The organism is Lacticaseibacillus boliensis, assembly GCF_054784775.1.
In genome coordinates, this window is the sequence record NZ_BAAIHN010000005.1 from 1 (window position 1) to 23,920 (window position 23,920).

Annotated in this window: 29 protein-coding genes and 1 riboswitch; of the genes, 24 read left to right on the forward strand and 5 right to left on the reverse strand. The window is 55.9% G+C overall.

Going from position 1 to position 23,920, the window contains the following annotated elements; all coding sequences use genetic code 11:
* Positions 1–144 precede the first annotated feature (144 nt).
* The 5 genes from ACYVRB_RS03405 to ACYVRB_RS03425 all read left to right on the forward strand — a co-directional run bounded on the left by ACYVRB_RS03405 (position 145) and on the right by ACYVRB_RS03425 (position 3,288).
* Positions 145–600 carry an MFS transporter gene (locus ACYVRB_RS03405; protein WP_461213717.1) on the forward strand — a complete coding sequence of 152 codons (456 nt, stop codon included), beginning with the start codon at positions 145–147 and terminating at the stop codon, positions 598–600.
* A gap of 295 nt (positions 601–895) precedes the next feature.
* Complete coding sequence (locus ACYVRB_RS03410; RefSeq protein WP_461213553.1) at positions 896–1,435, forward strand: hypothetical protein; 540 nt, start codon at positions 896–898, stop codon at positions 1,433–1,435.
* A gap of 38 nt (positions 1,436–1,473) precedes the next feature.
* Positions 1,474–1,519, forward strand: a riboswitch (PreQ1 riboswitch).
* 76 nt (positions 1,520–1,595) lie between these two features.
* Complete coding sequence (queF, locus tag ACYVRB_RS03415) at positions 1,596–2,081, forward strand: preQ(1) synthase (protein ID WP_461213555.1); 486 nt, start codon at positions 1,596–1,598, stop codon at positions 2,079–2,081.
* An 11-nt stretch (positions 2,082–2,092) separates the two neighbouring features.
* Positions 2,093–2,755, forward strand: coding sequence for a 7-cyano-7-deazaguanine synthase QueC (gene queC, locus ACYVRB_RS03420; protein WP_461213556.1), 663 nt, complete (start codon positions 2,093–2,095; stop codon positions 2,753–2,755).
* Positions 2,752–3,288 (forward strand): VUT family protein, encoded by a 537-nt coding sequence (locus tag ACYVRB_RS03425; RefSeq protein ID WP_461213557.1) that lies wholly within the window; start codon positions 2,752–2,754, stop codon positions 3,286–3,288. The genes queC and ACYVRB_RS03425 overlap by 4 nt, the downstream gene beginning before the upstream one ends.
* Positions 3,289–3,342: 54 nt before the next feature.
* On the opposite strand, the gene ACYVRB_RS03430 is transcribed toward ACYVRB_RS03425, so the two are convergent.
* Positions 3,343–4,038 carry a hydrolase gene (locus tag ACYVRB_RS03430; RefSeq protein WP_461213558.1) on the reverse strand — a complete coding sequence of 232 codons (696 nt, stop codon included), beginning with the start codon at positions 4,036–4,038 and terminating at the stop codon, positions 3,343–3,345.
* A gap of 163 nt (positions 4,039–4,201) precedes the next feature.
* Here ACYVRB_RS03430 and ACYVRB_RS03435 point away from each other — a divergent pair, with 163 nt between their 5' ends.
* Both ACYVRB_RS03435 and ACYVRB_RS03440 read left to right on the forward strand, forming a co-directional pair.
* Complete coding sequence (locus ACYVRB_RS03435) at positions 4,202–4,819, forward strand: sugar O-acetyltransferase (protein ID WP_461213559.1); 618 nt, start codon at positions 4,202–4,204, stop codon at positions 4,817–4,819.
* A 17-nt stretch (positions 4,820–4,836) separates the two neighbouring features.
* Entirely contained in the window at positions 4,837–6,084 is a 1,248-nt protein-coding gene (locus ACYVRB_RS03440) for a chloride channel protein (RefSeq protein WP_461213560.1), read from the forward strand.
* 60 nt (positions 6,085–6,144) lie between these two features.
* On the opposite strand, the gene ACYVRB_RS03445 is transcribed toward ACYVRB_RS03440, so the two are convergent.
* Complete coding sequence (locus tag ACYVRB_RS03445; protein ID WP_461213561.1) at positions 6,145–6,951, reverse strand: Cof-type HAD-IIB family hydrolase; 807 nt, start codon at positions 6,949–6,951, stop codon at positions 6,145–6,147.
* Between the two features lie 144 nt (positions 6,952–7,095).
* On the opposite strand from ACYVRB_RS03445, the gene ACYVRB_RS03450 reads away from it, so the two are divergent.
* The 11 genes from ACYVRB_RS03450 (at position 7,096) to ACYVRB_RS03500 (ending at position 16,225) form a co-directional block, all read left to right on the forward strand.
* Positions 7,096–8,253, forward strand: a complete 1,158-nt coding sequence (locus tag ACYVRB_RS03450; protein WP_461213562.1) for a GGDEF domain-containing protein — start codon at positions 7,096–7,098, stop codon at positions 8,251–8,253.
* A 266-nt stretch (positions 8,254–8,519) separates the two neighbouring features.
* Positions 8,520–11,036, forward strand: a complete 2,517-nt coding sequence (locus tag ACYVRB_RS03455) for a M1 family metallopeptidase (protein WP_461213563.1) — start codon at positions 8,520–8,522, stop codon at positions 11,034–11,036.
* A gap of 111 nt (positions 11,037–11,147) precedes the next feature.
* A complete protein-coding gene (locus tag ACYVRB_RS03460) occupies positions 11,148–12,158 on the forward strand; it encodes a serine hydrolase (protein WP_461213565.1) in 1,011 nt (336 codons plus the stop codon).
* Positions 12,159–12,231: 73 nt separating this feature from the next.
* A complete protein-coding gene (locus ACYVRB_RS03465; protein WP_461213566.1) occupies positions 12,232–13,293 on the forward strand; it encodes an LCP family glycopolymer transferase in 1,062 nt (353 codons plus the stop codon).
* Positions 13,294–13,403: 110 nt separating this feature from the next.
* Positions 13,404–13,571, forward strand: coding sequence for a PspC domain-containing protein (locus ACYVRB_RS03470; protein ID WP_461213567.1), 168 nt, complete (start codon positions 13,404–13,406; stop codon positions 13,569–13,571).
* Between the two features lie 87 nt (positions 13,572–13,658).
* The gene (locus ACYVRB_RS03475) at positions 13,659–14,054 is read left to right on the forward strand and encodes an iron-sulfur cluster biosynthesis family protein (RefSeq protein WP_461213568.1); all 396 of its coding nucleotides are present in this window, start codon (positions 13,659–13,661) and stop codon (positions 14,052–14,054) included.
* Between the two features lie 94 nt (positions 14,055–14,148).
* The gene (locus tag ACYVRB_RS03480; RefSeq protein ID WP_461213569.1) at positions 14,149–14,448 is read left to right on the forward strand and encodes a cupin domain-containing protein; all 300 of its coding nucleotides are present in this window, start codon (positions 14,149–14,151) and stop codon (positions 14,446–14,448) included.
* 341 nt (positions 14,449–14,789) lie between these two features.
* Positions 14,790–15,116 (forward strand): PadR family transcriptional regulator, encoded by a 327-nt coding sequence (locus tag ACYVRB_RS03485; RefSeq protein ID WP_461213571.1) that lies wholly within the window; start codon positions 14,790–14,792, stop codon positions 15,114–15,116.
* A 2-nt stretch (positions 15,117–15,118) separates the two neighbouring features.
* Positions 15,119–15,493, forward strand: a complete 375-nt coding sequence (locus ACYVRB_RS03490; protein WP_461213572.1) for a DUF1048 domain-containing protein — start codon at positions 15,119–15,121, stop codon at positions 15,491–15,493.
* A 4-nt stretch (positions 15,494–15,497) separates the two neighbouring features.
* Positions 15,498–15,758, forward strand: a complete 261-nt coding sequence (locus ACYVRB_RS03495; RefSeq protein ID WP_461213573.1) for a DUF1048 domain-containing protein — start codon at positions 15,498–15,500, stop codon at positions 15,756–15,758.
* Positions 15,759–15,847: 89 nt separating this feature from the next.
* Positions 15,848–16,225, forward strand: coding sequence for a YxeA family protein (locus tag ACYVRB_RS03500; RefSeq protein WP_461213574.1), 378 nt, complete (start codon positions 15,848–15,850; stop codon positions 16,223–16,225).
* 123 nt (positions 16,226–16,348) lie between these two features.
* Here ACYVRB_RS03500 and ACYVRB_RS03505 read toward each other — a convergent pair whose 3' ends face one another.
* Entirely contained in the window at positions 16,349–17,461 is a 1,113-nt protein-coding gene (locus ACYVRB_RS03505) for an acetate/propionate family kinase (protein WP_461213575.1), read from the reverse strand.
* 158 nt (positions 17,462–17,619) lie between these two features.
* Between ACYVRB_RS03505 and ACYVRB_RS03510 the strand changes: the two genes are divergently transcribed.
* From ACYVRB_RS03510 to ACYVRB_RS03535, 6 genes are all read left to right on the forward strand, one after another.
* On the forward strand, positions 17,620–18,465 hold the full coding sequence (locus ACYVRB_RS03510) for a DegV family protein (protein WP_461213576.1): 846 nt from the start codon (positions 17,620–17,622) through the stop codon (positions 18,463–18,465).
* Positions 18,466–18,503: 38 nt separating this feature from the next.
* On the forward strand, positions 18,504–18,992 hold the full coding sequence (locus ACYVRB_RS03515) for a GNAT family N-acetyltransferase (protein ID WP_461213578.1): 489 nt from the start codon (positions 18,504–18,506) through the stop codon (positions 18,990–18,992).
* 118 nt (positions 18,993–19,110) lie between these two features.
* Entirely contained in the window at positions 19,111–19,326 is a 216-nt protein-coding gene (locus tag ACYVRB_RS03520; RefSeq protein ID WP_461213579.1) for a helix-turn-helix transcriptional regulator, read from the forward strand.
* A complete protein-coding gene (locus tag ACYVRB_RS03525; protein ID WP_461213581.1) occupies positions 19,307–19,831 on the forward strand; it encodes a DUF3278 domain-containing protein in 525 nt (174 codons plus the stop codon). Before ACYVRB_RS03520 ends, ACYVRB_RS03525 begins: the two co-directional genes overlap by 20 nt.
* A gap of 138 nt (positions 19,832–19,969) precedes the next feature.
* A complete protein-coding gene (locus tag ACYVRB_RS03530) occupies positions 19,970–20,761 on the forward strand; it encodes an ABC transporter ATP-binding protein (protein ID WP_461213582.1) in 792 nt (263 codons plus the stop codon).
* The gene (locus tag ACYVRB_RS03535) at positions 20,751–22,385 is read left to right on the forward strand and encodes a hypothetical protein (protein ID WP_461213584.1); all 1,635 of its coding nucleotides are present in this window, start codon (positions 20,751–20,753) and stop codon (positions 22,383–22,385) included. The genes ACYVRB_RS03530 and ACYVRB_RS03535 overlap by 11 nt, the downstream gene beginning before the upstream one ends.
* A gap of 77 nt (positions 22,386–22,462) precedes the next feature.
* On the opposite strand, the gene ACYVRB_RS03540 is transcribed toward ACYVRB_RS03535, so the two are convergent.
* Positions 22,463–23,239, reverse strand: coding sequence for an ABC transporter permease (locus tag ACYVRB_RS03540; RefSeq protein ID WP_461213585.1), 777 nt, complete (start codon positions 23,237–23,239; stop codon positions 22,463–22,465).
* Positions 23,236–23,883, reverse strand: a complete 648-nt coding sequence (locus ACYVRB_RS03545) for an ABC transporter ATP-binding protein (protein ID WP_461213587.1) — start codon at positions 23,881–23,883, stop codon at positions 23,236–23,238. The genes ACYVRB_RS03540 and ACYVRB_RS03545 overlap by 4 nt, the downstream gene beginning before the upstream one ends.
* Between the last annotated feature and the right edge of the window lie 37 nt (positions 23,884–23,920).

Sequence of the window (23,920 nt, forward strand, 5' to 3'; positions counted from 1 at the left end):
CGTGATGGTTTTCGTCGACTCAACCTTAGCATATAGGCGCACCCAATGGGTGAAACACCAAAGCAGCGCAGTCCCGTGTGAATCATGGGATTGCGCTGCTTTTTTGAAATTCTATGAATAATCCAGGCTTATGTTGCCGGGCTAATTGCGATCCCTATGGGCGGGATAATCTCAGATTTACTAATAAAGAAGTTGAAAATGAAAGCGATTTCCGCTCGCAAAGTTCCAATTATCGGCGGTACGATCATTGCAGCAATTGGTCTGGCTCCGGTTGCATCAGTTAAAAGTTTAACGGTATGCATCGCCTTGTTAACGTTAGGATATTTTGCAACTTCGTTAGCTCCAGGTGTGGTTTGGACTGTAGTAACAGATGTTGCGCCCAAAGAAACTGTCGGGATGCTTGGCGCATTCCAGAACTTTGCGGATTTCATTGGCGCCACGTGTGCACCAATTTTCACCGGATTCATTGTTGATAAAACTGGCTCATTTCAAGCTGCATTTTTCTTAGCAGGCGCATTTTGTCTGTTGGCAACCATTTTCTATGGTTTTATCTTAAGTAAACCTATCAAATTAGAAGATGTCAGTGTGACAGCAATTTAATACTCGTCATCCTCAGAAAGCATTGGGAAAATATTCTCAATGCTTTCTTCTGTACAAAAGTAATTTAGTATTATCGCATGTTCTTAGTTTCCATTATTTGCAACATGCACTTAGACTTGGAATTCGATGAGATTGCTAAAAGAAGCGAAGAGAATATCTTGTAAAGTTTTGTATGATGATAAAATCTGCAGAAACTTGCTTGAAATCGGGACTTGTGCGAAACTAGGATAATGTGCGTTGCAAGACAGCGCTGACTAGATCGCCGTGATGGCGGGGTAAAAGGAGTCTTAAGAATATGCAACAAGTTTCAGATTTACGTGCCCAAACGGAAATGGCGGTTAACGGCGAGATTGTCGAAGGCCTGTTTGCGCCAACGGCTTACCAAGACACACTCACGCATGTTGATGCCATCGGTGGCAAGGCTTGGCGTGGCAACATCGCCACTCGTGTACATAATGACGCCTTGCGCTATGCGCGCATGACCTGGCTGAAGCAAGATGACGCGGCGCAAGACTCACTGGTCGACTGGCTGGTGCAGTTTGCAGACACGGTCTACGCGGAGCACTTGCAGACGCTTAACCAATGGGATGCCGACGCGGTGTCTGCTGTCACCGCTAAGCTGGTCCCGAACTCTGCTAAAGCAGAACGCGTGGCGTGGTTGAATGCCTTTTTGGAGACGGTTCAAGCCGAATCGTCGATGTCTAAAAAGCAAATGACCGCGTTGCAAGCAGCTGTGGCAACTGGGGCTGAAAAGGTTGCTGCCCAACATCGCTTAGCTGGCCAGCACATCGGCGGCAAGCGTGCGCGCAAGTTGTTGGCACATTTTAAGCATTAATTTGTGATTGACGCCACAAGTGTGTCAGGATACAATCGCTTCAAGAGGTTCATAGCCAAACCCTCTATAAAAAACTATGCAAACACTGACAAAATCTTGGTCGTGTCCTTGTATAGGACGCGACTTTTTTTGTCTGGGTTGTGCAGTAAGGAAGTGTCATATGTCACGAACTGATACTGATCGCTTGACCTTGCTTGGCAATCAACAGGTCAAGTATCCGACAGATTATGCGCCGGAGATGTTGGAGGCTGTCGGTAATCGCCACGATCGCGATTACTTCGTCAAATTTAATTGCCCAGAGTTCACGAGCCTGTGCCCGCTGACCCACCAGCCCGATTTTGCCACGGTGTACATCAGCTACATTCCCGACAAGCTGATCGTCGAAAGCAAGTCTTTGAAGCTGTATCTGTTCAGCTTTCGCAACCATGGTGATTTTCATGAAGACTGCATGAACATCATCATGGACGATCTGATTCAGCTGCTATCGCCGCGGTACATCGAAGTCTGGGGAAAGTTCACGCCGCGTGGGGGCATCTCGATCGACCCGTGGGTAAATTACGGCCGTCCGGAGACGAAGTACGCAGAGATGGCAGACTACCGGCTGATGAATCACGACATGTATCCTGAAAAAATCGATAACCGCTAGGAGGCGTCCCCATGCATGATGAAAAAGCATTGGTCGTCTTCTCAGGCGGTCAAGATAGCACCACGTGTTTGTTTTGGGCCAAGCAGCGCTTTGCGTCGGTTTCGGCGGTGACCTTTGATTATGGCCAGCGCAATCACGCCGAGATTGCCTGTGCCCAAGCCATTGCCAAAGAGCAAGGCATCTCGCATCATGTCCTCGACATGCAATTGCTCAACCAGCTGGCGCCAAGTGCCTTGACGCGTTCAGATATCGCCGTTCAAGCAGGGGTCGATGGCGCCTTGCCCAACACCTTCGTGCCCGGGCGGAACCTGTTGTTTCTGTCGTTTGCTGGCGTGTTGGCCCGACAGATCGGCGCCACGCATCTGGTGACCGGCGTCGGGCAGGCCGATTTTTCCGGCTACCCAGATTGCCGACATGATTTTATTGCGAGCTTGAATGTTACGCTGAATCTCGCGATGGCCAGTCAGTTGGTGATCGACACGCCACTCATGTGGTCGACCAAGGCCGACACTTGGGCGTTGGCCGATGCCCTCGGCGTCTTCGATTATGTGCAGGCTAAGACGTTGACGTGCTATAACGGGATCCCCGGTGCCGGCTGTGGCGAGTGCCCGGCTTGTCGCCTGCGTGCCAACGGGTTAGCAGAATACTTAAGTCAACGGGAGGCCAAATCATGATTCGTGTACTCGCATATCTCATTTCAATCGTCGCCGCCAATGTTATCACCGCTTCCACCATGCCGATCGCATTCGGCATCTTTCTCGTCCCTGCCGGCACGTTCATTGTTGGGGTAACCTTTGTGCTTCGTGACCTGGTACAAAATCGTCTCGGGCGCAAGCACACCTATTACACGATCGGGACCGCGTTGGTGTTATCCGCCATCGTTTCTGCGATGCTGGGAGACACGCTGATGATCGTGGCCGCCAGTGCGTTGTCGTTTTGTGTTTCCGAGAGCATGGATACTGAGGTGTACTCGCGTTTGCCGTTGTCGATGGCATGGCGGGTCGCGATCTCTGGGGTGATCGGTGGCAGCTTGGATTCTGCGATCTTCGTCATCATCGGGCTGAGTCCGCTTGGCTCCGGGCAGTTGCCCTGGGCGGCAGTGCCAGCGGCGATCGTTGGGCAGATCATCGTCAAGTCTGTCTTACAGTTGATTGGGGCCTACATTCTGCATCTGGTCATCGCCCAGCGCACGGTATCGGCTGAGTAAAACAAAAACTGGTCAACCATTAGGGGTTGGCCAGTTTTTTAATGGGGGATTAAGTCAGTTTTCCGCTTGTTCTGTGCGGTATTGGGCCATCTTCTCGTGGAAGGTTTTCTCGGTGATGCCATAAGCGGCAAAGGTGATGGCGTTGGCGCCGGCCGCGATCGTGTCTAAGATGCTGGCGTCGGTTTTGCCCCCTGAGGCGATGATCGGGAAGTTGGGATGTTCAGGGCCCAACTGTTCGCGCGCCCAAGCAACCAAGGCGGCGGTGTCTTTGCCGCCAGCGATGTTGAGCGCGTTGACGCCGGCATCGACATAGCGCAGAAGGTCAGGGGTTTGGTTGACCACGGTGTAAAAAATCGGAATATCGACCATCCGGCGGACGCTGAGCAGCGTGTCGATGCCGGTGGGGGCGTTCAAGACGACGGCTTGGGCGCCGTTTTCTTCTGCAAAGCGGGCAACAGTGGCAGAACGCAGGCCTTTGGTCAAGCCGCCACCGACGCCGGCCAAGATCGGGACGTTGGCGACTCTGCCGATGGCGTCGAGGATGCGCGTGCTCGGCGTCCAAGGATACACGGCCAGGATCGCGTCGGCGTCGCAGTTGGCGATGACGGCCACGTCGGTAGAGTAGACGATGGTTTTGATGCGCTTGCCAAACAGGCGGATGCCACTGGCCTTGCGAATGACGTCTGGCGACTCGACACCGTGATTGCGCAACGCTGAAGTCAGATTGGGAATCGGTTGTTTTTCAGGCATGAGCTAGATCTCCTTATGATCGTTTACCTTGACGATAACACGTCGTTGATGGCGAGGGTAGTTTTTACCTGGAAAAATGTAACCGATATCGGTGATTGCAACGGATTCGGGCGAGCGATTATAATGGATATTGGCTTGTTAGATCGAATCAATGAGGTGAATGATGGACGACGCAGAATACGCCCGCATGTTGGCGGGGCAGTTGTATATCACAGAACGGATCCAAGACCGCAACCGGGAGCTGCCTGGCAAAATGCTGGTGCAGCGCATCAACCAGCTGCCGGCGACTGAACTCGATGAGATCGTGCGCTTGGAGCGACAGGTGTTCCACGCGCACGACCTGTTTGTGCAACCGCCGTTTGAGGTCGATTACGGCAAACATATCCGCGTCGGGGAAAACTTTTACTGCAACGTCGACGCCGTGTTCTTAGACACCAACTGGATCACCATCGGCAACAACGTCAAGATCGGGCCGCGCGTCAATTTGTTGACGGCCGGGCATCCGATCGCGGCCACGGTCCGCGTGGCGATGCTGGAGTTTGCCAAGCCGATCACGATCGGCGACAACACCTGGCTGGGCGGCAATGTGACCGTGTTGCCTGGCGTGACGATTGGCAACAACGTGGTGGTCGGCGCCGGGGCGGTCGTGACCAAAGACCTGCCTGATGATGTCGTCGCCGTTGGCAATCCCGCCCACATCCTCCACAAGATTACCGCAAAAGACCGGGCTGATTGGGAGGCGCAGGCGCAAGCCTATTGGCGCGACGATCCTGCCGACTGACAATGGAAAGGAAACTCATGAAACAAACAGGAGACGACCGCGCCTTAGTCTGTTCGACCATCGTCATCGGAGTGCTGGCCGGCGTGGGTGCGATAGGCTTGAGCGTGTTTTTGGATGTCACAGAGCACTTCTTTTTAGCGTTTCAAGAAACCGCGGCCCAGCCATACGCCGGGTTGGTCTCAGGCAATCATCGCCTGGTATCGCTGACGATCGGCGGCATCATTGCCGCAATCGTGTGGTGGGGGATGCGTCGGTACCTTAAGCCGACTGTCGGGGTCGTGCACGCGGTCGCCGGCAAGCCCATGCCGCTGGTGACGACGTTGGTACACGTCATGACGCAGATCTTCTTTGTCGGCGCCGGCGGCTCGGTCGGGCGAGAAGTCGCACCGCGGGAATTGGCCGCCATGCTGGGGCAACACGTCAACGCGTGGTCGACCAAGCATCTGCACTGGCATTTGACTGACGACGACCAGCGCCTGTTGATCGCCGCGGCGGCCGGCGCCGGGTTTGCCGGCGTGTACATCGCGCCGTTGACCGGGACGATGTTTGCCGTCGAGATCTTGTACCGGCAAGTCAACAAGCGTAGCGTCATCACGAGCTTGTCGATGGCGTCGATCGCGACGCTGGTCGGGTCACTGTTAAAAGGCTTCAAGCCTTATTATCTGGTGGGGCCGCAGACTTTTGGCGTGCACAGCCTCCCGCTGATGGTCGTCATCGGCTTAATCAGCGGCCTGGCCGGGTTAGGATTTCGCCGGGCGTTTCAGTGGGCGAACAACCACCAGACGCGAGATACCAAGCTGTTGTGGCAACTGCCGCTGGTGGCGTTTGGCACCGGGGTCGTCGCGATGAAATACCCGCAGATCATGGGCAACGGCCGGGCGCTGGCGCAAACGGCCATCAGCGCCAAAGGCAACGACTTGCTGGCGCTGCTCGCGCTGGTCGCGGTTTGCAAAGTCGCCGCCACGGTGTTGTCGTTGCGGGCAGGCGCCTCTGGTGGGACGCTGACGCCGTCGATCGCAGTCGGCGCCGCGCTGGGCGTGCTGATCGCGGCAGGGCTTTCCCCGGTGATCGCCGGCGTGCCGTTTTGGCAGGCCGCCGTCGTCGGGGCCGCGGCGTTTTTAGCCGTTTCTCAGCAGGCGCCTTTGATGGCGTTTTTTATGGTGGTCGAAGTCAGCCACCTGAATTCTACCGCCTTCTTACCTTTGGGCATCGGGATCTGCTGTGCCATGGTGAGCGGTTGGTTGATCCAGCGCCGGCAACGATAGCTTGTGTAAAAATACCCTTTGATCTAGGCAGACGCCTGGGTCAAAGGGTATTTTTGCCGGTCAGCCAAAAAACTGGTCGAGGTAGGTGGCGACGCCGTCGTGGTGGATGTCGGTCGTGTGATAGTGAACTGCGGCTTTGACGCGCGGGTTGGCGTTGCCCATCGCGACGCCGTAGTGTACCGTCGTCAGCATCTGCAAGTCGTTGTCGCCATCCCCGAAGGCCATCGTGTGGGCTAACGGGATCTCGAGTTGGCGACACACCGCCTTGATCGCGCTGGCCTTGTTGACGCCATGGGCAGTGATCTCGATGTTGTCGGTGTTAGAAGACGAGACGTCGACATCTGGCAAGGCCGCCATGGCCGCCTTGGCCTGGGTGCGTGCCTGTGTGTCCGGGGCGAAGCTGAAGCCGTTGGTGATTTCAGCGGCGTATTGTTGCAACTCGGCTTCAGAATGGATCATCACGTTTTTGCTCGGGTCTTCACCGGCGATGCGGTTGCGGGCGTCCCAAGACACGGTCATTTGCGGCGCATCGAGAAAAATCACGCGCTCTGGCGTGAAAAAGTGGGTGCGGATGCCGTACTTCGCCGAGATCCGGTAGATGCCGATCAGCGCGGCGAGAGTGAAGTGGCGGCTGGTGATCTGGCCGTTGACGGCGGTGATCGAACCGTTGGCGCCGATCACGTTAAGGTGCGGCGCAATACGCTCGGCCATGGCGGTGGCGGAAAAAAGCGGCCGGCCGCTGGCGATGAAAAACTGATGCCCGAACTTTCGGTATTTGGCGATGGCGGTAACGGTGGCTGGGGTCGGGATCTGGGTGCGATCGATGAGGGTGCCGTCGATGTCCATAAAAATTGCGTAGGGTTCCATGAGTGTCTTCCTTTGTGGTTGGGATAAGTCCAGTTTAAGCCGTTATGCGAGGGCTAGACAAGTGTCTAAGATGCCAATTTTTGGCAATATTTAGAATAAAAACATCACAAATATGGTATATTGACAGCAGAGAGGAGGTAAGCGATGTATCTTTGGGGGATCCGAGTTACCACCTATCTGACCAACACGTTGGTTTTGATCGGCTATGCGTTGTTACTGAATTGGCTGCAAGACACCAAAGCGTCGATGTTTCAAGATCACCGCTTTCGTGAGGCCAGCCAGCTAGGTTTGACGGCAGCGTTTATCTTGTTGTTTCATTTTGCGTCGATGTTTAGCATCTGGCAAGAACATAACGCCGTCGGTTACGGCTGGACCTATATCACCTTCCAGATCGCCACGGTCATGTATGCCTTATTGTTGTCGCGGCAAAGATCGATGTTCTGCGGGCTGGCCGCCATCTTGTTGGTGTGGTATTGGTGGTTACCGCACGTGCCCAACTGGCTGCCTTGGTATCTCATCACGTTGGTTTTGATGATCGTGGCGCAGCGGTTTGGCGACTGGATCGTGGCCAGGCCTTGGGCGTATTATCCGTTTTGCATGATCTTTGCGGTCCCGTTTTTGTATGTCAATCTGGTGTCGCTTGACGGCATCGACGTCGGCTGGCCCTGGGAGATCGGGACTTTCATCTCGATTTGCATCTGGTTGGGACTTGTCCATTACCTGCTGGGACGCCAGCGGGAGCAACAAGCACAACTGCGCGAAGAAGCGCGCATCGACGAGCTGACAGGCTTGAACAACTTCCGGGTGTTTAACGAAGACCTGTTGGCGGCATACCAACAGGCCAAAGCCCAAAAGAGTTATTTTGCCGTGTACACGCTGGATATCGATCATTTTAAGCAGGTTAACGACCAATACGGGCACCTGATCGGCAACAACGTGCTGGAGCGCGTGGCCAAAACGCTGCGGCTGATCGCGGCAGATCTGCCTTATGCCGGCGTGCGGTGTTATCGTACCGGCGGCGAGGAGTTCAGCTTCATCTTGCCGAAGATCACTCCGGATTGCAACGATGCCAAAAACATCGCCTGGCGGGTACACGATGAGCTGGGGAAGTTGCGTTTCAACGCCGAAGACGGCAGGGAGTTTCAGATCTCGGTTTCCCTTGGCGAGACGCGCTCGTTGCTTGACGATCAAAACTACCTCGATATTTACAGACGTGCAGACCAATACTTATACAAGTCCAAAAACAGTGGTCGCGATACGATCACGATCAACGGGACGACCTTACCTCAACGACAATCTTAAGCGATTGTCGTTTTTTTGTGTGTGGCGCATGGCTGAGATGATGACACAGTTCGAGTTTAGAAAATAAGCACGGCGATTACAGTGATGTACGAGCCTTAAAGCAACGTATTTGCGTATAAGGCACCTGCCAAGCAAATCCTAAGTTCGGGATTTACTCGTCAGGCGCCTTATACCCAATACTAAGCCCGCTTTAAGTCTCAGCCACCAATTGTAAGCAAAGTGTATAATGAACCTAAACCGAATTTGACGATACCGGAGGATTGACGATGACAGAGACAACACATCTTTATGAAACATTCCAGCCGACACACTACCAGATCTTTTTGGATGTTGATCGCGCGACCAAGACGATCAAAGGCCACACAGAAATCGCCGGGCAGGCGCTGGCGGCGAAGATCGCGGTGAACCAGAAGTACTTGCAGATCTCGGCGATCGAAGCTGACGGCCAGGCCGTTGCCTTCACTGTCGATGATGCCGCGGAAAAAGTGGTGATCGACCTTCCTCAAAGCGGGACGACGACACTTGCCATCACGTACCAGGCACCGTTGACCGACACGATGATGGGCATCTACCCGTCGTATTACAAGCTGAACGGGGAAACCAAGCAGATCATCGGGACCCAGTTTGAGACCACCGCGGCGCGTCAAGCCTTCCCTTGCGTCGACGAACCCGAAGCCAAGTCGACCTTCGATCTGGCGGTACGCTTTGACGAACAACCAGGCGAGACGATCATCGCCAACATGCCGGAAGTCCGCGTTGAAAACGGCGTGCATTATTTTGACACGACCATGGTCATGTCCACGTATCTGGTCGCGTTTGCCTTCGGGGACCTGCAACAAAAGCTCACCCACACCAAGTCAGGCGTCGAGATCGGCGTTTTTGCCACCAAGGCCCACAAGGCCAACGAGCTGGATTTTGCCTTGGACATCGCCAAGCGCAGTATCGAGTTCTACGAAGACTATTACCAAACCCCGTATCCGCTACCGCATTCTTACCAGTTGGCGCTGCCTGATTTTTCCGCCGGCGCGATGGAAAACTGGGGCCTGGTGACTTACCGCGAAGCCTATCTCACCGTCGATCCTGACAACACCAGCTTGGAAATGAAGCAGCGGGTCGCCACCGTGATCGCCCATGAGCTTGCGCATCAGTGGTTTGGCGATCTCGTTACCATGAAGTGGTGGGATGACCTGTGGCTGAACGAATCCTTTGCCAACATGATGGAATATGTCGCCGTGGACGCCTTGGAGCCTGACTGGCACATCTGGGAAGTCTTCCAAACCGACGAAGCCGCCGCGGCCTTGCAGCGCGACGCCACCGATGGCGTCCAAAGCGTGCACGTCCAAGTCGAAGACCCGGCAGAAATCGATTCGCTGTTTGACGGCGCGATCGTTTACGCCAAAGGCTCGCGGATGCTGGTCATGGTGCGTGCGCTGTTAGGCGACGACGTCATGCGTCGCGGCCTGAAGGCATATATCGCCGCGCATCAATACAACAACGCCACCGGGGCCGACTTATGGGCGGCCTTAGGCGATGCTTCCGGCATCGATGTCGGCGCCGTGATGACGTCGTGGCTGGAACAACCGGGTTATCCGGTCGTTTCTGCCGGCGTGGAAAACGGCCATGTGATCTTGCGCCAGCAACAGTTCTTCATCGGCGATGGCGTCGATCAAGGCCGGCAGTGGCAGATTCCGCTGAAGGCCAACTTCAAGGCGCCGCAGCTGATGACGACCCCGACGCTTGATCTGGGCGCCTATGCGGACTTGCACCAAGCGCAAGCCCTGCGGTTGAACGTCGGCAACGAGTCGCATTTCATCGTCGCTTACGACGATACCTTGCTGGATGCGTTGTTGGCAGACGTCGATTCACTCGATGCGATCACGCAGATGCAACTGGTCCAAGACCTGCGCCTGTTGGCAGAAGGGCAAAAGCGGACCTACGCCAGCGTCGTGCCGTTGCTCAAAGACTTTGCCACCAGCCCGTCCAACATCGTCAACGCCGCCTTGTACACCTTGGCCGGCAACCTGAAGAAATTCACGACGCCGGACACGGCCAGCGACAAGGCGCTGCGGGCGTTGTACGCCAAGCTCAGCACACCAGCCTTGGCGCGTTTGGGCTGGCAGCCAAAGGCGACAGACACCAACGACGACACCTTGACCCGACCGTATGTGCTGAGCGCGGCGCTGTTTGCCAAGACCCCGCAGGCAGAAGCAGACGCACACGCCATTTTCACAGCGGCCAGCGATCCGGCAAGCTTGCCGGCAGACACGCGGGTCTACTTGTTGCAAAACGAGGTGCAAAACTATCCGAGTGACGCGCTGTTCACCCAGTTGCTGAACGCCTATCGCGACACCGCAGACGCCAGCTACAAGCGCGACCTCGCCCAGGCGTTGACGAAGACGCCTGATGCCGGCCAGCTCAAGCAGCTGGTAGTGGCGTTTGAAGACGCCCAGACCATCAAGCCGCAAGACCTGCGTTCTTGGTTTGCCGGCGTGCTGGCCAATCCCGCCGGCGAACAGCTGGCTTGGGATTGGATCCGTCAGCGTTGGGACTGGCTGGCCAAGACCGTTGGCGGCGACATGGAGTTCCCGACTTATATCACCGTCATCTCGCGGGTATTCCACACCCACCAGCGGTTGGCAGAGTTCGAGGAATTCTTCGCGCCGTTGCGTGACAACATTGGCCTGACCCGTGAAATCGAGATGGACACCAAGGTCATCACCAGCCGCGTCGCCTTGATCGACGCAGAAGCAGACGCGGTCAATGCCGCGGTCGCTGCAGAATAGTCACCAAGCAGAAAGTCGTCTTCGGCAGAAGGCGGCTTTTTGCGTGTCATGACTTTAATAATAATTATATTGTTTTTCTGCCCGAATCAGATATGCTTAAGGAAATGACGAGTGAAATGGGGGGATGACGATGCTTGGGTGGCATCAAGGCTGGCAGAAATTAAAGGCAAACATACGCAAACATCGAGTCATGTACATCACCGCAATAGTCGTGGTGGGGGGGTCGCCCTTACAGGCTTCGCCTATGCGCATCTTGGCGACACCCAGAAGGTCTCGCTGCCTGCTGAGGTAACGAAGCAGCAGCTACAATCGCCAAAGCTTGAAGAAACTGGCGGGGAGGCCCGGGCTGACGACGACATTGTCAATCCAAGTGCGGCCAAGTTGCGGGCGCGCCTGCATCGCTATTTGAAGACGGTTACCGCAGACGGTAACGTCAGCGTGACGTTCATTAACCTTGCGCCGGTGCCGGGGTCTGCGGCGGCCAAAAACCAGCTGGATGTGTTGAACCGACCAAGGAGCGTGAGCGTCGCCGCCAAAGGCAAGCAGATGCGACCGGCAGCGTCTTCGGTAAAGCTTGCCATCGCCGCGTATGTGAGTCATCTGACCACTACCGGTGATCTGACGTGGACTCCGGCGCTACAGGCAGCGTTTGATCGGATGATGATTGCCAACCAGAATTATTTTGGCAGCATCATCGCCACGCGTTACGGCAAGGTCAGCATGAATCGCTACCTCAAAAAGCTGGGCATGAAGCCGGTGTTCAGCTATGTGCAAGCCGATCAAACGACGACTAATGACACGGCGGCGTTGCTCGTGCGTTTGGTCGACAAGCGGCCGCCGTTTACTGAGGCCAAGTTGCGCGAGCGGCTGTTGACTGACATGGGTAACCAGGAATTCCGTTCGGGGATTCCGGCTGGGGTCCACAGCCTTTTGCCTCATGCTAACGTGCAAGACGTGATCGGCTATCAAGGCACAACCAACAACGATGCCGCCATCGTCACCACCAGCCAAGGCCAACGTTTTGTACTTGCCATCAGCACGCAAGGGCAGATGCAACAAGACTTCACCCAGATTGCCTTGATCGCCCGCAACGTTTTGCACATCGCGTACTTCAGGGGGTGATGACATGCCGATCGCTCATCCACCCTAGAGAGCACCTCTTTGTCGCCACCAGACACGAGAAAGGGGTAACACGATGCCAAGACATCAATCACCACGGCCGCTGAGGCGGTATCTGGTTTTGATCTTCATCACGCTGGGCTGCACCGGCTTGTTTTACGGGCTCCGGCTCTACAGCCAAGCGCGGTATGCTGCCAATCAAATCTCCACCCCGACACGCCAAAGCAGACAAGGCGCCGCCAAGTTGCGAGCCAAAAAGCCGATCGCCATTTTGTTGTTAGGCGCAGATACTGGTGCGTTCGGGCGTACATATCAAGGTAATTCTGACACCATGATCCTAGCCTTGGTCAATCCCAAGACCCAGCGCACTGACTTGATCAGTATTCCGCGCGACACGCCCGCGCAGATTGTCGGTACCAAATCATTCAACATGCAAAAAATCAATGCCGCATACGCATTAGGTGGCCCTTCGATGGCCCGAGCGACCGTGGAAAAACTGGTGAACGTCCCAATCAACTACTACCTGACAATCGACATGGGTGGCTTAAAATCCGTCATTGATGCCGTCGGTGGTGTCGACGTGACGGTGCCGTTCAGCTTCGACAGCTCCAAGACCGGCGGCCAGCATTTTACCAAAGGGCCTGCACATCTCAACGGTACCCAGGCTCTGGCTTATGTCCGTATGCGCAAAGAAGACCCGCGTGGCGATTACGGGCGTCAAGAACGCCAGCGCCAAGTGATCAAGGCGGTGGTGAAAGCGACGCTGTCGACTACCGGGCTGAGCCAGTTCTCGACCGTGTTAAAAACGCTGACGAAAAACTTGAACACTGATTTGACCTTCGATGACATGGTGACGATCTTCCGCAATTATCGCGGTGCCGCCAAAACGATCCGATCGACGTCGATCACCGGCTATCTTGCCAAGGTGCAGACGCCATTGGTGGCCTGGGAGCTGGATTTTCAGATTCCGGCGACCAGCGAACTGCAACGGATCTCTGATCGCGCCCGGGCAGCGTTGGGGTTGGCCAAACAACCGTTGCAAAATGCGGAAACCAGACAAAACCAGCTGAATCCTAATTTCGTCTTCGCCAATGTAACTTATGAGCAACACTATGTGATTTATGATCTGAGTGAATGAAGGCGCAAATCATAATCGGTCCTTCGCCCGAGCGCAAATCCGTATGCCGCCCGACGGCACCGGGATTCCTGCTAGGTATACTGGTGGTAGCAACGATAGGAGGAAGTGCGATGAGATTGAGAAAGTCACGCAACGACCGCATCATCAGCGGTGTTTGCGGTGGGTTAGCTGAAGGGTTAGGCATCAATTCGATCTGGGTCCGGCTGCTGTTTGTTTTTGGCGGCGGCGTGTTGGTTTGGATCTATCTGATCTTGTTGTTCTTGATGCCAAATGACTAATTTCTTGTGGTCGGCTGTCGCCGGCCGTTTTTAAGTTGTTGTTGGCACTCGATTGTGCGACACTAACTTTAAGGAAGGTGATTAACCATGGCAGAAATTACATTGACGCCTGCGTTTGTCGATTTGTTGAAGGCAAAACAGCTGGCAGATAAAACGTTGATTCTCATCGCCGATGACGGCGGTGGCAAATATTCATTGCAAGGCGGGGCCTGCACGATCGGCTCAAAGTTCACGCTGATCGTGGTCGACGGCCCAGATTCGGACTATCCGGTGCTTTTGGAAAACGAAGCCGGCATCAAGCTGTACACGTCAGAATATGACTTGCTGTTCTTGGAATCCGGTCTGGAGTTGGATTTCCGCGACCATCAGATCCGCCTCAAAGACCATGCGCACACGTTCGATGACAGCTTGTTGATCGCCGACGGGAAAGAAGTTTTGGCCGCGTTTGGCAAAGGTTTGACCGTTGCCGGCATCAGTTGCTGAGCCCAATCGCAAGATGGCAGTACAATGAGGATATCCAGAGACAACGGTGACAACGGTATAATGAAAGCATAATTGTGTGAAAAGAGGACTCGTTATGCAAATTCTGAACCCAGATCCAAGTGTCACCCAAGGCCCTGATCGGATGTTGTCACAACGCCACTTGAGTATCGTGCGCCTGGTGATTCCCAAAGGTACTGAAATCAAACGCCATCGCTCCTTGATGACCGTCACTGTGGTTGCAATCAAAGGCGCCATCGTGTTCCACACCGATGACGAACAAACCCGCCTGGAACCAGGCCAAGCCGTCGTCATGACCCCAGGTGAATTCCACTGGCTAGAAGCTCCAGAACAAGACGGTGAAGTTATGGTCGTCCACGGCGTGCTGGCAGAATAACCAGAGCGAAGTGGCGCGTATTTAGCGGGTCGGGTAGCCTAGCTATCAGGATTGGGGCGTACTTTGCCCCGAGCATGATAGCGTAGCTAGCCGTACCCGCGTTGCGCCGCGAAGCTCGACGAAGAAACCAGAGCGGTGCAAAACGATTTTAGCTGGGAGGCTAAGACAGGTTGTTTTGCATAGCTCGACGATGAAAACCAAAATAATCAACACACATCCCTTTTGTCCCCGACGAGACTTTCCTCGCCGCCAACAAGGGGATTTTTTTGCTTTGCGCGCTTGACACACCTGGTACCTACTGTTACGATGTACCGGTACATAACATTACTAGGGAGGCCGTGATGAAAGGTTTAACGGAACTGCTCAAAGGTGCGCTTGAAGGTATCGTGCTCCAGCGCATCAGTTTGGGAGAAACTTATGGCTATGAGATCACCCAATATTTGACGGACCTTGGGCTTGAAGACATCGTCGAAGGCACGGTGTATACCGTGTTGCTGCGGCTAGAGAAAAAAGGCCTGCTGAATGTGGCGCGCCGTAAATCAACGGTGGGGCCGCCGCGCAAATTTTATGCGCTCAACGCTGACGGCCAGGCCTATCTGACTGAATTCTGGCAGAAATGGGATTTCTTGGCGGCGACGCTCGCCAAACTACGCAAAGAAGAGGCATGATCATGACATTTTGGGAAAAAATCACCGGCAAGGACATGGACAAGCAGATGCAAGCCTTCGATCAGCAAATCGCCACACTACCGGCCGATTATCAGGCGGCTTGGCAACAGGTCTCGGCGTTGCTGTGGGGTGGCTCGGGCGCCGAGCTGCCTGCCAGCGGCGGCAGCTTTTCCGGACGCAACTTGATGCCGGTGTTGGCCGGGATCGTGGACTTGATGACCGAAACCGCCAGTGTTGGGCTGAGTGCTGAAGCGGCACTCGGATCAGACCTCGCCGGGTTCGTCAGCGACGTCACGCGCGAGTCTGGCATCGTGTCGACGCGAGATCACTGGCGCCAACAGCTCAACGCTGATGTGCATCGGCGGTTAGGGAGGTAAAATCATGGGAGTGATGGATTCAAAACGCGAATGGCGGGCATTCCAGGCGCGCGTCAAAGCGTTACCGCAGGATTATCGAATCGTGTACCAGGCCATTCAGAAATATTGGTTTAAAGTCGCATCTGGTGCCGGCGTGCCGCTGACTGCCGTGGGCTTTACCCAGCTGTTGACGCTGCTGGAAGCCGGGGCCGCGCGCCACGAAGACGTGTTGGCGCTGACCGGAGACGATATCGCGGCGTTTGCCGACGGGTTCTTACCGGAATAATCCGTCTCACGGCGGAGTTTGATTTCGACCGCGGGTCAGAGGTTGCGCTTTTTCATTGATGATATGCTGAATCTTGTTGAGGAGGAATCATGATGAAAAAGTTATTGGGATTTATGCTCGGGTTGGTGGTCATGGCAGGGGTACTGATCGGTGGCGCGAAGCTGGCGACGCGGCAAAGCGATTCCGACGTTGCGGCCATCGTCGATTCGCTGAATCCGCTGGTGCAATCAGGCACGGTGTATGTTAAAACCACGACCCCGGCACGCGTTGACGACCACGGGACGCCGATTTACCGCCAAACCGCCGTTGACGCCAACGGCCACAAGCGGCCGATTCGCTTCATGGGGATGAAGCGATTGGCTGTAGGCAAATACTTAGCGATCAAAAATAAAGGCGCGTATGTCACCAGCTACCAAGCCATACCCGCCCAGGCCGTGCCCCAATCGGCGTTCATGGCGCTGCAATAAACAGGCTGTGACATAAAGCGGGTTTAGCCAATAACGCAAGCAACGCTGCACCACGATTCGTTTGTTGAATCGCGGTGCAGCGTTGTTTGTGTCTCTTGGCGTTGCTTTGTGGAACGCGACTATTCAGCGCGACGCTTCGAACGCATAGACGTCGCGGACGATCATCAGCTCTTCGTTGGTGGGGATGACCCAGGTGGCGACCGTGGCGTCTTCGGCAGACAGATCGACTTCCTGGCCGCGGCTGGCGTTTTTTTCCGGGTCGATGGTCGCGCCCAAGAAGGTGAGGTGTTGCATGATTCGCGCGCGCATATCTGCCCCATTTTCCCCGACACCACCGGTGAAGATCAAAGCGTCGACGCCGTTCAAGACGGTGGCGTAACTGCCCACGTATTTGGCGACGCGGTTGGCGTAGATGTCTAGCGCCAGTGCGGCTTGCGGGTCGTCGGCTTCTGCGGCTTCCAGGTCGCGCTGGTCTGCGGAACGTTGCGACAGTCCCAACAAACCGGCGTGGTGATTCAAGATATCGATCATCTCGTTGATGTCGGTCAGCTGGAGCTTATCCATGAGATAGGCCAGTAGCGACGCGTCGATGTCGCCGCTGCGCGTGCCCATGGTGACGCTCGAGCCCGACCCCAGGTGCATGACGATCAGCCGGCGAGTGGCGGCTTTGCCCAGCAGTTCGCCTGCGCGGTGGGTGATGTAGCGCACCGACGTCCCATGGGCGCCGTAGTCTTGATAGTATTGATAGGGGATGCTGTAGAGGTAGTTTTCCGCCGGCATGGTTTGGTGGAAGGCCGTGTCAAAAATCGCGACTTCCAGCGCCCAAGGCATCAGGCGGCGGCAGATATCGATGTACTTAGCCTCCACCGGGTTGTGCAGCGGCGCGAAGGCCCCGAGGGTCTCGATATCTTGAAGTACGGCATCGGTAATGACGACCGATTCGTGATATTGTTCTCCGCCGGCGACGACCCTGTGGCCGATGCCGCGGATCTCGTGGAGATGCGCGACCAGCCCGAGGTCTTTGAGCTGGGTCATCATCGCCACGACGGCTTCTTGGTAATCCAAAATGGGTTGGGCGTCGCGGAAGGTTTGGCCGGCGTATTTGACCTTGACCGAAGACGTCGGCTGGCCCAGCCGGTCGATCAGACCGTCTGCCAGCTCGATTTCTTCGGGCATCTCAAACAACTTCCACTTGAGGGTCGAACTTCCTGCGTTTACGGCTAGTATCTTAGCCATCATCACCACTCCTTTTTGAATTAGTTTCATTGTCTCGGATAGTGTAAGCGCTGTCAACGATTTGCTGGGTAATCTCTTGTGAAAGATATTGGTTAATGGCATTTACAAATTCCTCAAAAATGAGTATGCTCTTCTTAATCATCTTTCAGGAGGGTGTCATGACTGACAAAATTGCTTTGATCGTCGATTCTGGAACCGATTTGCCGGCGGCGTTGGTGGCAAGCCACGACAACGTGGCGGTGGTGCCGCTGAATGTGCGGCAAAACGGCCAAGATTATCTCGATGGCGTCACGCTGACGCCGGATGAATTCTATGCGCGGCTGGCACCGGATAACTTGCCGCAAACCGCCAGCCCGGCACCGGAGATCGTGGCGACGACGCTACAGGAATTTTTTGCCGCCGGCTACACCAAGGTCTTGGGCCTCACGATTTCCGGCGCCTTGTCCGCGACGTACCAAGGCTTCCGGCTGGCCGCCAGCGAATTCCCAGAAGGCGCGGTGATGGTACTGGATTCCAAAAGCGCCAGTTTGGGCAGCGGGTTGCTTGCCGCATACGCGTTGCGCCTGATCGATGCCGGTGAGGATTTTGTTGACGTGATCGCCAAGGTCCAGACATCGATCGCCAAAAGCCACGTCTTCTTGTACGTGCCGACGTTGCATTACCTGCAAGCCGGCGGGCGGATCGGCAAAGTGGCGTCGGTGGTAGGCACGGCTTTGCAGATCAAGCCGTTGTTGAGCGTCGACGACCAAGGCGAGGTGCAATCCGTTGCCAAGGTGCGCTCAGAGAACAAGGCGGTCAAGAAATTGGTGAGCTTGGCGTTAGACGTCGCAGCACCCGACGCGACGATCGCCGTTGCCCACGGGGCCAACCCGACACTGTTGCACACGGTCACGACCATGATCGAAGCTACCGGCCGCCAGGTGACTTATACCGGCTCGGTGTCGCCTGCCATCGGCGTCCACACCGGCCCCGGCCTGATCGGGGTGGCGGTGCAAAACCCGTAGTGCTATGCTGGATGGATCATCGATAAGGAAGTGTCCACATGCCCATCCAATTCCGTTCTGCCCAATCAAGCGACTTGCCGGCGATCATGACGATCGAAAACGCCGGCTTCACGCCTGACGAAGCCGCCACCGAAGCCAGCATGGCCGCGCGCATTAACCAGTATCCAGAAACCTTCGTCGTGGCAATCGAAGACGCCCAGGTGCAAGGGTATATCGTCGGGCCGACGATCGCTGCGCGCTATCTAAGCGACGATCTTTTTGCCACCGCAAAGCCTAACTCACCGACCGCGCCTTATCTGGCGGTACTGAGCCTGGCGGTCGCCCCGAGCGCCCAAGGCCGTGGCATCGGCAGCCAATTGTTGACTGAGTTGCGCCGCGTCGCCGCCGCCCAGCACCGCCGCGGCATCACCTTAACCTGCCTGCAGCGCTTGGTGGCTTTTTATGAAGCCAACGGGTATGTCAACGAAGGCCTGTCTGCCTCGACACACGCCGGGGAAGACTGGTATAACCTGGTCTTGGATATCTAAGGAAGCCATTGCGGCTTCTTTTTTTGTCGGGAAAAGTACATTATAATTGACAGAACCAAAACGAGCGAATATACTTTAGATGTCATATAAAGATGACATTTTGCTGGGAGGGAAAGCCATGAATCGTGTTCGCGAATATCGTCGCGCGCAGAAGCTGTCACAACTGGCGCTGGCCGAGAAAATCGGGGTGGCCCGGCAGACGATCAATTTGATCGAAAACGACAAATACAATCCTTCCTTAGATCTCTGTCTCAAGTTGGCGTGGGCGCTAGGAACGGATCTGAACACATTATTTTGGCAGGAGGAGTCAAACGATGAAGCGGTGGCAAAATAAATTGATCGCACATTTGTTCGGGGTGCAAGGGGTGTTGGATGAGCAACGCATGGCGTTGATCGGGCGAGCATCGATCAACGCGGTGCTGGGAATCGTTGCCTTTGAGTTCGTCATGGCGATCGCCGGGATCATGCTGCCTATCCATGATTATGAGAACGCGTATGCAATCGAGCTGATCTTGCAGTTGCTGGGACCGCTATGGATCATCGCTTTAACGATCAGCTTGGCGGTTCACAAAGCCGGGGGCGACCGCCGCGAAGTGACGGCCGCAGCCTATCCGCAGGCACAACGGCGAGTGCGGCGTAAGTGGCTACTCATGATGCCGGTGCTGGCGGTGAGCTACCATCTGGTCAACTCGCTGTTCAGCATCAATCAACAGCCACTCGTTGCGGCATTGTTTGATGGCAAGCGCCTGTTATGCAGTTGCGGATTTGCGATCCTGTTTTGTGCTGCCATGTATCTGTATGAACGGGAGCAAATCAAAATCGTGAAAGACGAATTTTGACAAAGAAAAATCAGCGTTTCCATCGCGTGACCAGAATCGTGGTCAGACGACAGGGACGCTGATTTTAGCCCTCGGATAATTATCTAGACAAGCGCTTTCAGCGATGACATACTGAAGCCAACAATGGAGGTGGGGAGCATGGGAGATTCGGCGATCGAATTGATCGACGTTGCCAAGCACTTTGGGAACAAGCAGGTGTTGCAAGGCGTCAGCTTCGCCGTGGCACCAGGCACGATCGTGGGGTACATCGGGCCCAATGGTGCAGGCAAAAGTACAACGGTGAAGCTGATCTTGGGCTTGATGACGCCAACGGCCGGCGAGATCCGGCTGTTTGGGACGCCGGTGCGGCCGGAGGATTCGGCCTATAAGCGGCGGATCGGGTATGTGCCGGAAGGAGCCGACTTGTTTGAAGCGCTGACGGCGCGGGAATATCTCACGATGATCGGCCAACTTTACGAGATGCCGGCGGGCGAAGCCGAGGACAAGGCGGTGCAACTGCTGACGATCTTGGGGTTGGAAGCGGCGATCGACCGGCGGATTGCCGGCTATTCCAAGGGGATGCGCCAGCTGGTGTTGATTACGGCAAGCTTGCTGCACGATCCGGATATATTGTTTTGGGATGAACCGCTGAACGGGCTGGATGCCAACGCGGTCTTGGTGATCGAAGAGATCTTGCAGACGCTGCGGGACCGCGGCAAAACGATTTTTTATTCCAGCCACATCATGGATGTCGTTCAAAAATTGTCTGATCGGATCTTGTTGCTCGATGGCGGGCGCGTGGTGGCAGACGGGCCGTTCAGCGAATTGGCGCAAGACACCGATGCCAGCCTGCAACAACTGTTCAACGAGATGACCGGCTTCCACGAACACGGCGCCAAAGCCCGCGCGTTCGTGGATATCGTGATGGGCGGTGAGCACAATGACGATTGACTGGCAAAAGGGCATCGCGACAGCCGGGCGCGGGCTCAGTCACATTGGTGTCGACGCGCGGCAGTTTACCTTGATCGTGCAAACCAAGTTCTTGTTGACCAACCGCAGTCCGAGCGTCGGGCTGGCCGGCTTGACGAATAAGCCCAGCGCCCATCCGTTGCGCAACGGCTTGTTGTGGAATTTGGTGATTGGGGTGTTTTTAGCGCTGATCGTCGCCATCCCGCTGCCGCCGGTGTATGCGTTTAGCACGTTTTTTGCGACGCTGATGCTGATCGTTTTTTTGACGATGCTGACCGGCTATTCTGCGTTGATGCTCGACCCCAAAGACCGCAACGTCTTCTTGGCCCGCGGCGTGACGGCGGCGACGCTGAACGCCGCGCGGCTGTTTGTGGTGGGCTGGTATCTGCTGTTAAACACCTTGACGCTCGGGGCACCGGTGCTGGTGCCCACCGCCATGCGCTACGGGCCGCTTGCGACCTTGTTGACGCTGGTCGCAGAGTTGCTGGTGGCAGGCTTTACGTTGGTGTTGGCGTTGCTGGTTTACCTATTGGTGTTGCGTTTTTTTGACGGCGAGCGGTTGAAAAATCTGTTGAACCTGATCCAGATCATCATGATCGTTGGCGCCTATTTGGCCAGTCAGCTCTTGCCCCGTCTCGGCGGCACCTTGGTGTACGGACAAAAAGCCGTGCTGACGCCGTTGATGTTGCTACTGCCGCCGACGTGGTTCGCCGGGCTGCCGCTGTTGATGATTCAACCCGGCGTCTTGGCAGGCGTTGCGGCAGGATTGGCAGTGGCGAGCTGTGTATTGATGGGTTGGTTTTACGTCCGGCATGCGGCGCGGTTTGAACAGTATCTGGCCAAACTCGACGTGGCCAACAGCCAGACGCGGCACCTGGGCTGGTATTACCGCTTGTGTGCCCGTGTGTTTGCGCGCGAGGCCGGGTCTGCCGGCTATTTCACGCTGGGCTGGCAGATGCTGCGCCAAGAGCGGGAGTTTAAGCTGCGGGTGTATCCGCAGTTTGCGTATGCCTTGGTCATCCCCGTCATCTTTGCCTTCAACCTCGGGATCGGTCCTGATCAAAACTGGCGGGCGGTGCTCAAATACGTGCCTTACGCCGCAACGTTTGTCTTGCTGGCGATTCCGGTGGCAGTCATCAACCTGCGCTTTGCCAGCCACCCCGAGGCCATGCGGATCTTCTCGTATGTGCCGTTTACGGCTCACGGGGCGCTGATCAAGGCGGTCGTGGCCGCGATGTTTGCGCGGATGATCGCGCCTTTTGCCTTGGGCTTCGGTTTGTTGGGGATTGTGGCTGTGGGTTGGCGCGGGGTGTTGATCTTGCCGGCGGTCACGGCGCTGTTGTACGCGGCGACGTTGATCTTTGGCCGCGGCCTGGTCGGCGACCGGCTGCCGTTTGCGACGGTTTTTGATCCCAACCGCAACGCCGCGGCCTGGAATACGATGGCGCCGATTTTTGCCGGGGTGCCGATCGCGTTTGGTATCACGATGTTAGGGGCCAAGTGGCAGTTTTGGGGCTTTGATCTCGCGGTGCTGGTCGTCAGCGTCATCATCAGTCTGATCAGTGCGCGCGGTTATCGCCAGATCCACCTGCGCTTATATGAATAAAAACAACGCTGGACACACAAACACCGGTACCGCCCCCTACGAGAGGGCGGTACCGGTGTTTGTGGTTTGCAATAAAATCACTTTGTCTTAGGCGTCTGCAACTGCATGTCAGCGTTATAAAATTGCGGATATGCCGCGTAGCAGGCGATCACGCTGCCCAAGCTGGTCGATCCCATTAACATGAACGTCACCATGATCTGGTACATGATGGCTTTGGTCGGGTCGACGCCGGCAAAAATCAGTCCGGACATCATCCCCGGCAGGCTGACCAACCCCACGGTTTTGGCGGAGTCGATGGTCGGGGCCATGCCGGTGCGGATGGCGTTGCGGACGATGGCGATGGAAGCTTGCTTCAGGTTGGCCCCGAGCGCGAGCATCTCCAAGACCGACTGCCGCTGGTCATGGAAGCTGCTGTTCAGGTTGCGGTAGCACAACCCGATGGCAACCATGACGTTGGAGGCGATCATCCCCGTGACCGGCACCACCTGGCTGGGCACCAAGGCGATCGCATGGGCGAGCACCAGCAACCCCAGCGTCGCCACGGTTGCCACCGTGAGGGCAACCAGGCTGATGATGAAGGCGTGGGGGATGCCGTTGGCGCGGCCGCGGGCGTTCCAAGCCGCATTGAAGATGATGATGGCGACCATCAACAATGTCAGCCAGACGCGATCGACCTTGATGATGTAAGTCAGCACATAACCGACGACTGTCAGCTGGATGACGGCGCGGATGACGCCAATCAGCAAGTCTTTGCCTAAGCCGATTTTTTCTTTGAAGTTGATGACCAGCGCGATGGCGACCAGCAACACCGCAAAGCCTAGCGCGGTGGGCGTAACGATCAGATGATTGGTCATGATGCCACCTCCAATCTGCCGCCGACGACCTGGATGAGGCGATGGGCGGCGGCGATTTCCGCGTCGTCATGGGTGACGGCGATGATGGTCATTTTTTTGGCGTTAAGGGCTTCGATCAGCCGGTGGACGATGCCTTTGGTGGCGGCGTCCAGCCCGGTGGTGACCTCGTCTAACAACAGCACTCGTGGCGGAAATAAGAGGTTGCGGATCAAGGCGACGCGCTGTTTTTCCCCGCCGGAAAGGCTGGTGATCGGCTTGCTCAACATCGCTTCCGGCAGGTCGACGCTGGCAAGCGCCGCTTCGGCCTGTTGCTGATCGAAGGCTTGCTTGCGGATCGTGAACGGAAAGCTGAGGTTATCCGCCACGGTTTCACCGAAAAGGCTGGGCTGTTGAAAACAATACGAGACCTCGCGCCGGTAAGTGATCTTGTCGTAGTCGGCTTGTGGTTGGCCGTTATAGATGATGGTGCCGCTGGTCGGGGTCAACAGCGTTGCCAGCAGGCGCAACAAGGTGCTCTTGCCGGCACCAGAAGGCCCGGCGATCGTGACAAATTCACCAGGCGCTACCGTCAAGTTGATGTCTGTGAGCAGCGGCTGATCGTCAGTGGTGAACCCGACAGCTTGTAACTCAAAAATTGCAGGCATTACGTTACCTCCAGAGAATGATTATCCTCAATGATAG

What these genes read in the sequence shown, in the direction of transcription:
- ACYVRB_RS03410 (WP_461213553.1), top strand. Translation starts at nt 896, where the DNA reads ATGCAACAAGTTTCAGATTTACGTGCCCAAACGGAAATGGCGGTTAAC.
- queF (WP_461213555.1), top strand. Translation starts at nt 1,596, where the DNA reads ATGTCACGAACTGATACTGATCGCTTGACCTTGCTTGGCAATCAACAG.
- queC (WP_461213556.1), top strand. Translation starts at nt 2,093, where the DNA reads ATGCATGATGAAAAAGCATTGGTCGTCTTCTCAGGCGGTCAAGATAGC.
- ACYVRB_RS03425 (WP_461213557.1), top strand. Translation starts at nt 2,752, where the DNA reads ATGATTCGTGTACTCGCATATCTCATTTCAATCGTCGCCGCCAATGTT.
- ACYVRB_RS03430 (WP_461213558.1), bottom strand. Translation starts at nt 4,038, where the DNA reads ATGCCTGAAAAACAACCGATTCCCAATCTGACTTCAGCGTTGCGCAAT.
- ACYVRB_RS03435 (WP_461213559.1), top strand. Translation starts at nt 4,202, where the DNA reads ATGGACGACGCAGAATACGCCCGCATGTTGGCGGGGCAGTTGTATATC.
- ACYVRB_RS03440 (WP_461213560.1), top strand. Translation starts at nt 4,837, where the DNA reads ATGAAACAAACAGGAGACGACCGCGCCTTAGTCTGTTCGACCATCGTC.
- ACYVRB_RS03445 (WP_461213561.1), bottom strand. Translation starts at nt 6,951, where the DNA reads ATGGAACCCTACGCAATTTTTATGGACATCGACGGCACCCTCATCGAT.
- ACYVRB_RS03450 (WP_461213562.1), top strand. Translation starts at nt 7,096, where the DNA reads ATGTATCTTTGGGGGATCCGAGTTACCACCTATCTGACCAACACGTTG.
- ACYVRB_RS03455 (WP_461213563.1), top strand. Translation starts at nt 8,520, where the DNA reads ATGACAGAGACAACACATCTTTATGAAACATTCCAGCCGACACACTAC.
- ACYVRB_RS03465 (WP_461213566.1), top strand. Translation starts at nt 12,232, where the DNA reads ATGCCAAGACATCAATCACCACGGCCGCTGAGGCGGTATCTGGTTTTG.
- ACYVRB_RS03470 (WP_461213567.1), top strand. Translation starts at nt 13,404, where the DNA reads ATGAGATTGAGAAAGTCACGCAACGACCGCATCATCAGCGGTGTTTGC.
- ACYVRB_RS03475 (WP_461213568.1), top strand. Translation starts at nt 13,659, where the DNA reads ATGGCAGAAATTACATTGACGCCTGCGTTTGTCGATTTGTTGAAGGCA.
- ACYVRB_RS03480 (WP_461213569.1), top strand. Translation starts at nt 14,149, where the DNA reads ATGCAAATTCTGAACCCAGATCCAAGTGTCACCCAAGGCCCTGATCGG.
- ACYVRB_RS03485 (WP_461213571.1), top strand. Translation starts at nt 14,790, where the DNA reads ATGAAAGGTTTAACGGAACTGCTCAAAGGTGCGCTTGAAGGTATCGTG.
- ACYVRB_RS03490 (WP_461213572.1), top strand. Translation starts at nt 15,119, where the DNA reads ATGACATTTTGGGAAAAAATCACCGGCAAGGACATGGACAAGCAGATG.
- ACYVRB_RS03495 (WP_461213573.1), top strand. Translation starts at nt 15,498, where the DNA reads ATGGGAGTGATGGATTCAAAACGCGAATGGCGGGCATTCCAGGCGCGC.
- ACYVRB_RS03500 (WP_461213574.1), top strand. Translation starts at nt 15,848, where the DNA reads ATGATGAAAAAGTTATTGGGATTTATGCTCGGGTTGGTGGTCATGGCA.
- ACYVRB_RS03505 (WP_461213575.1), bottom strand. Translation starts at nt 17,461, where the DNA reads ATGGCTAAGATACTAGCCGTAAACGCAGGAAGTTCGACCCTCAAGTGG.
- ACYVRB_RS03510 (WP_461213576.1), top strand. Translation starts at nt 17,620, where the DNA reads ATGACTGACAAAATTGCTTTGATCGTCGATTCTGGAACCGATTTGCCG.
- ACYVRB_RS03515 (WP_461213578.1), top strand. Translation starts at nt 18,504, where the DNA reads ATGCCCATCCAATTCCGTTCTGCCCAATCAAGCGACTTGCCGGCGATC.
- ACYVRB_RS03520 (WP_461213579.1), top strand. Translation starts at nt 19,111, where the DNA reads ATGAATCGTGTTCGCGAATATCGTCGCGCGCAGAAGCTGTCACAACTG.
- ACYVRB_RS03525 (WP_461213581.1), top strand. Translation starts at nt 19,307, where the DNA reads ATGAAGCGGTGGCAAAATAAATTGATCGCACATTTGTTCGGGGTGCAA.
- ACYVRB_RS03530 (WP_461213582.1), top strand. Translation starts at nt 19,970, where the DNA reads ATGGGAGATTCGGCGATCGAATTGATCGACGTTGCCAAGCACTTTGGG.
- ACYVRB_RS03535 (WP_461213584.1), top strand. Translation starts at nt 20,751, where the DNA reads ATGACGATTGACTGGCAAAAGGGCATCGCGACAGCCGGGCGCGGGCTC.
- ACYVRB_RS03540 (WP_461213585.1), bottom strand. Translation starts at nt 23,239, where the DNA reads ATGACCAATCATCTGATCGTTACGCCCACCGCGCTAGGCTTTGCGGTG.
- ACYVRB_RS03545 (WP_461213587.1), bottom strand. Translation starts at nt 23,883, where the DNA reads ATGCCTGCAATTTTTGAGTTACAAGCTGTCGGGTTCACCACTGACGAT.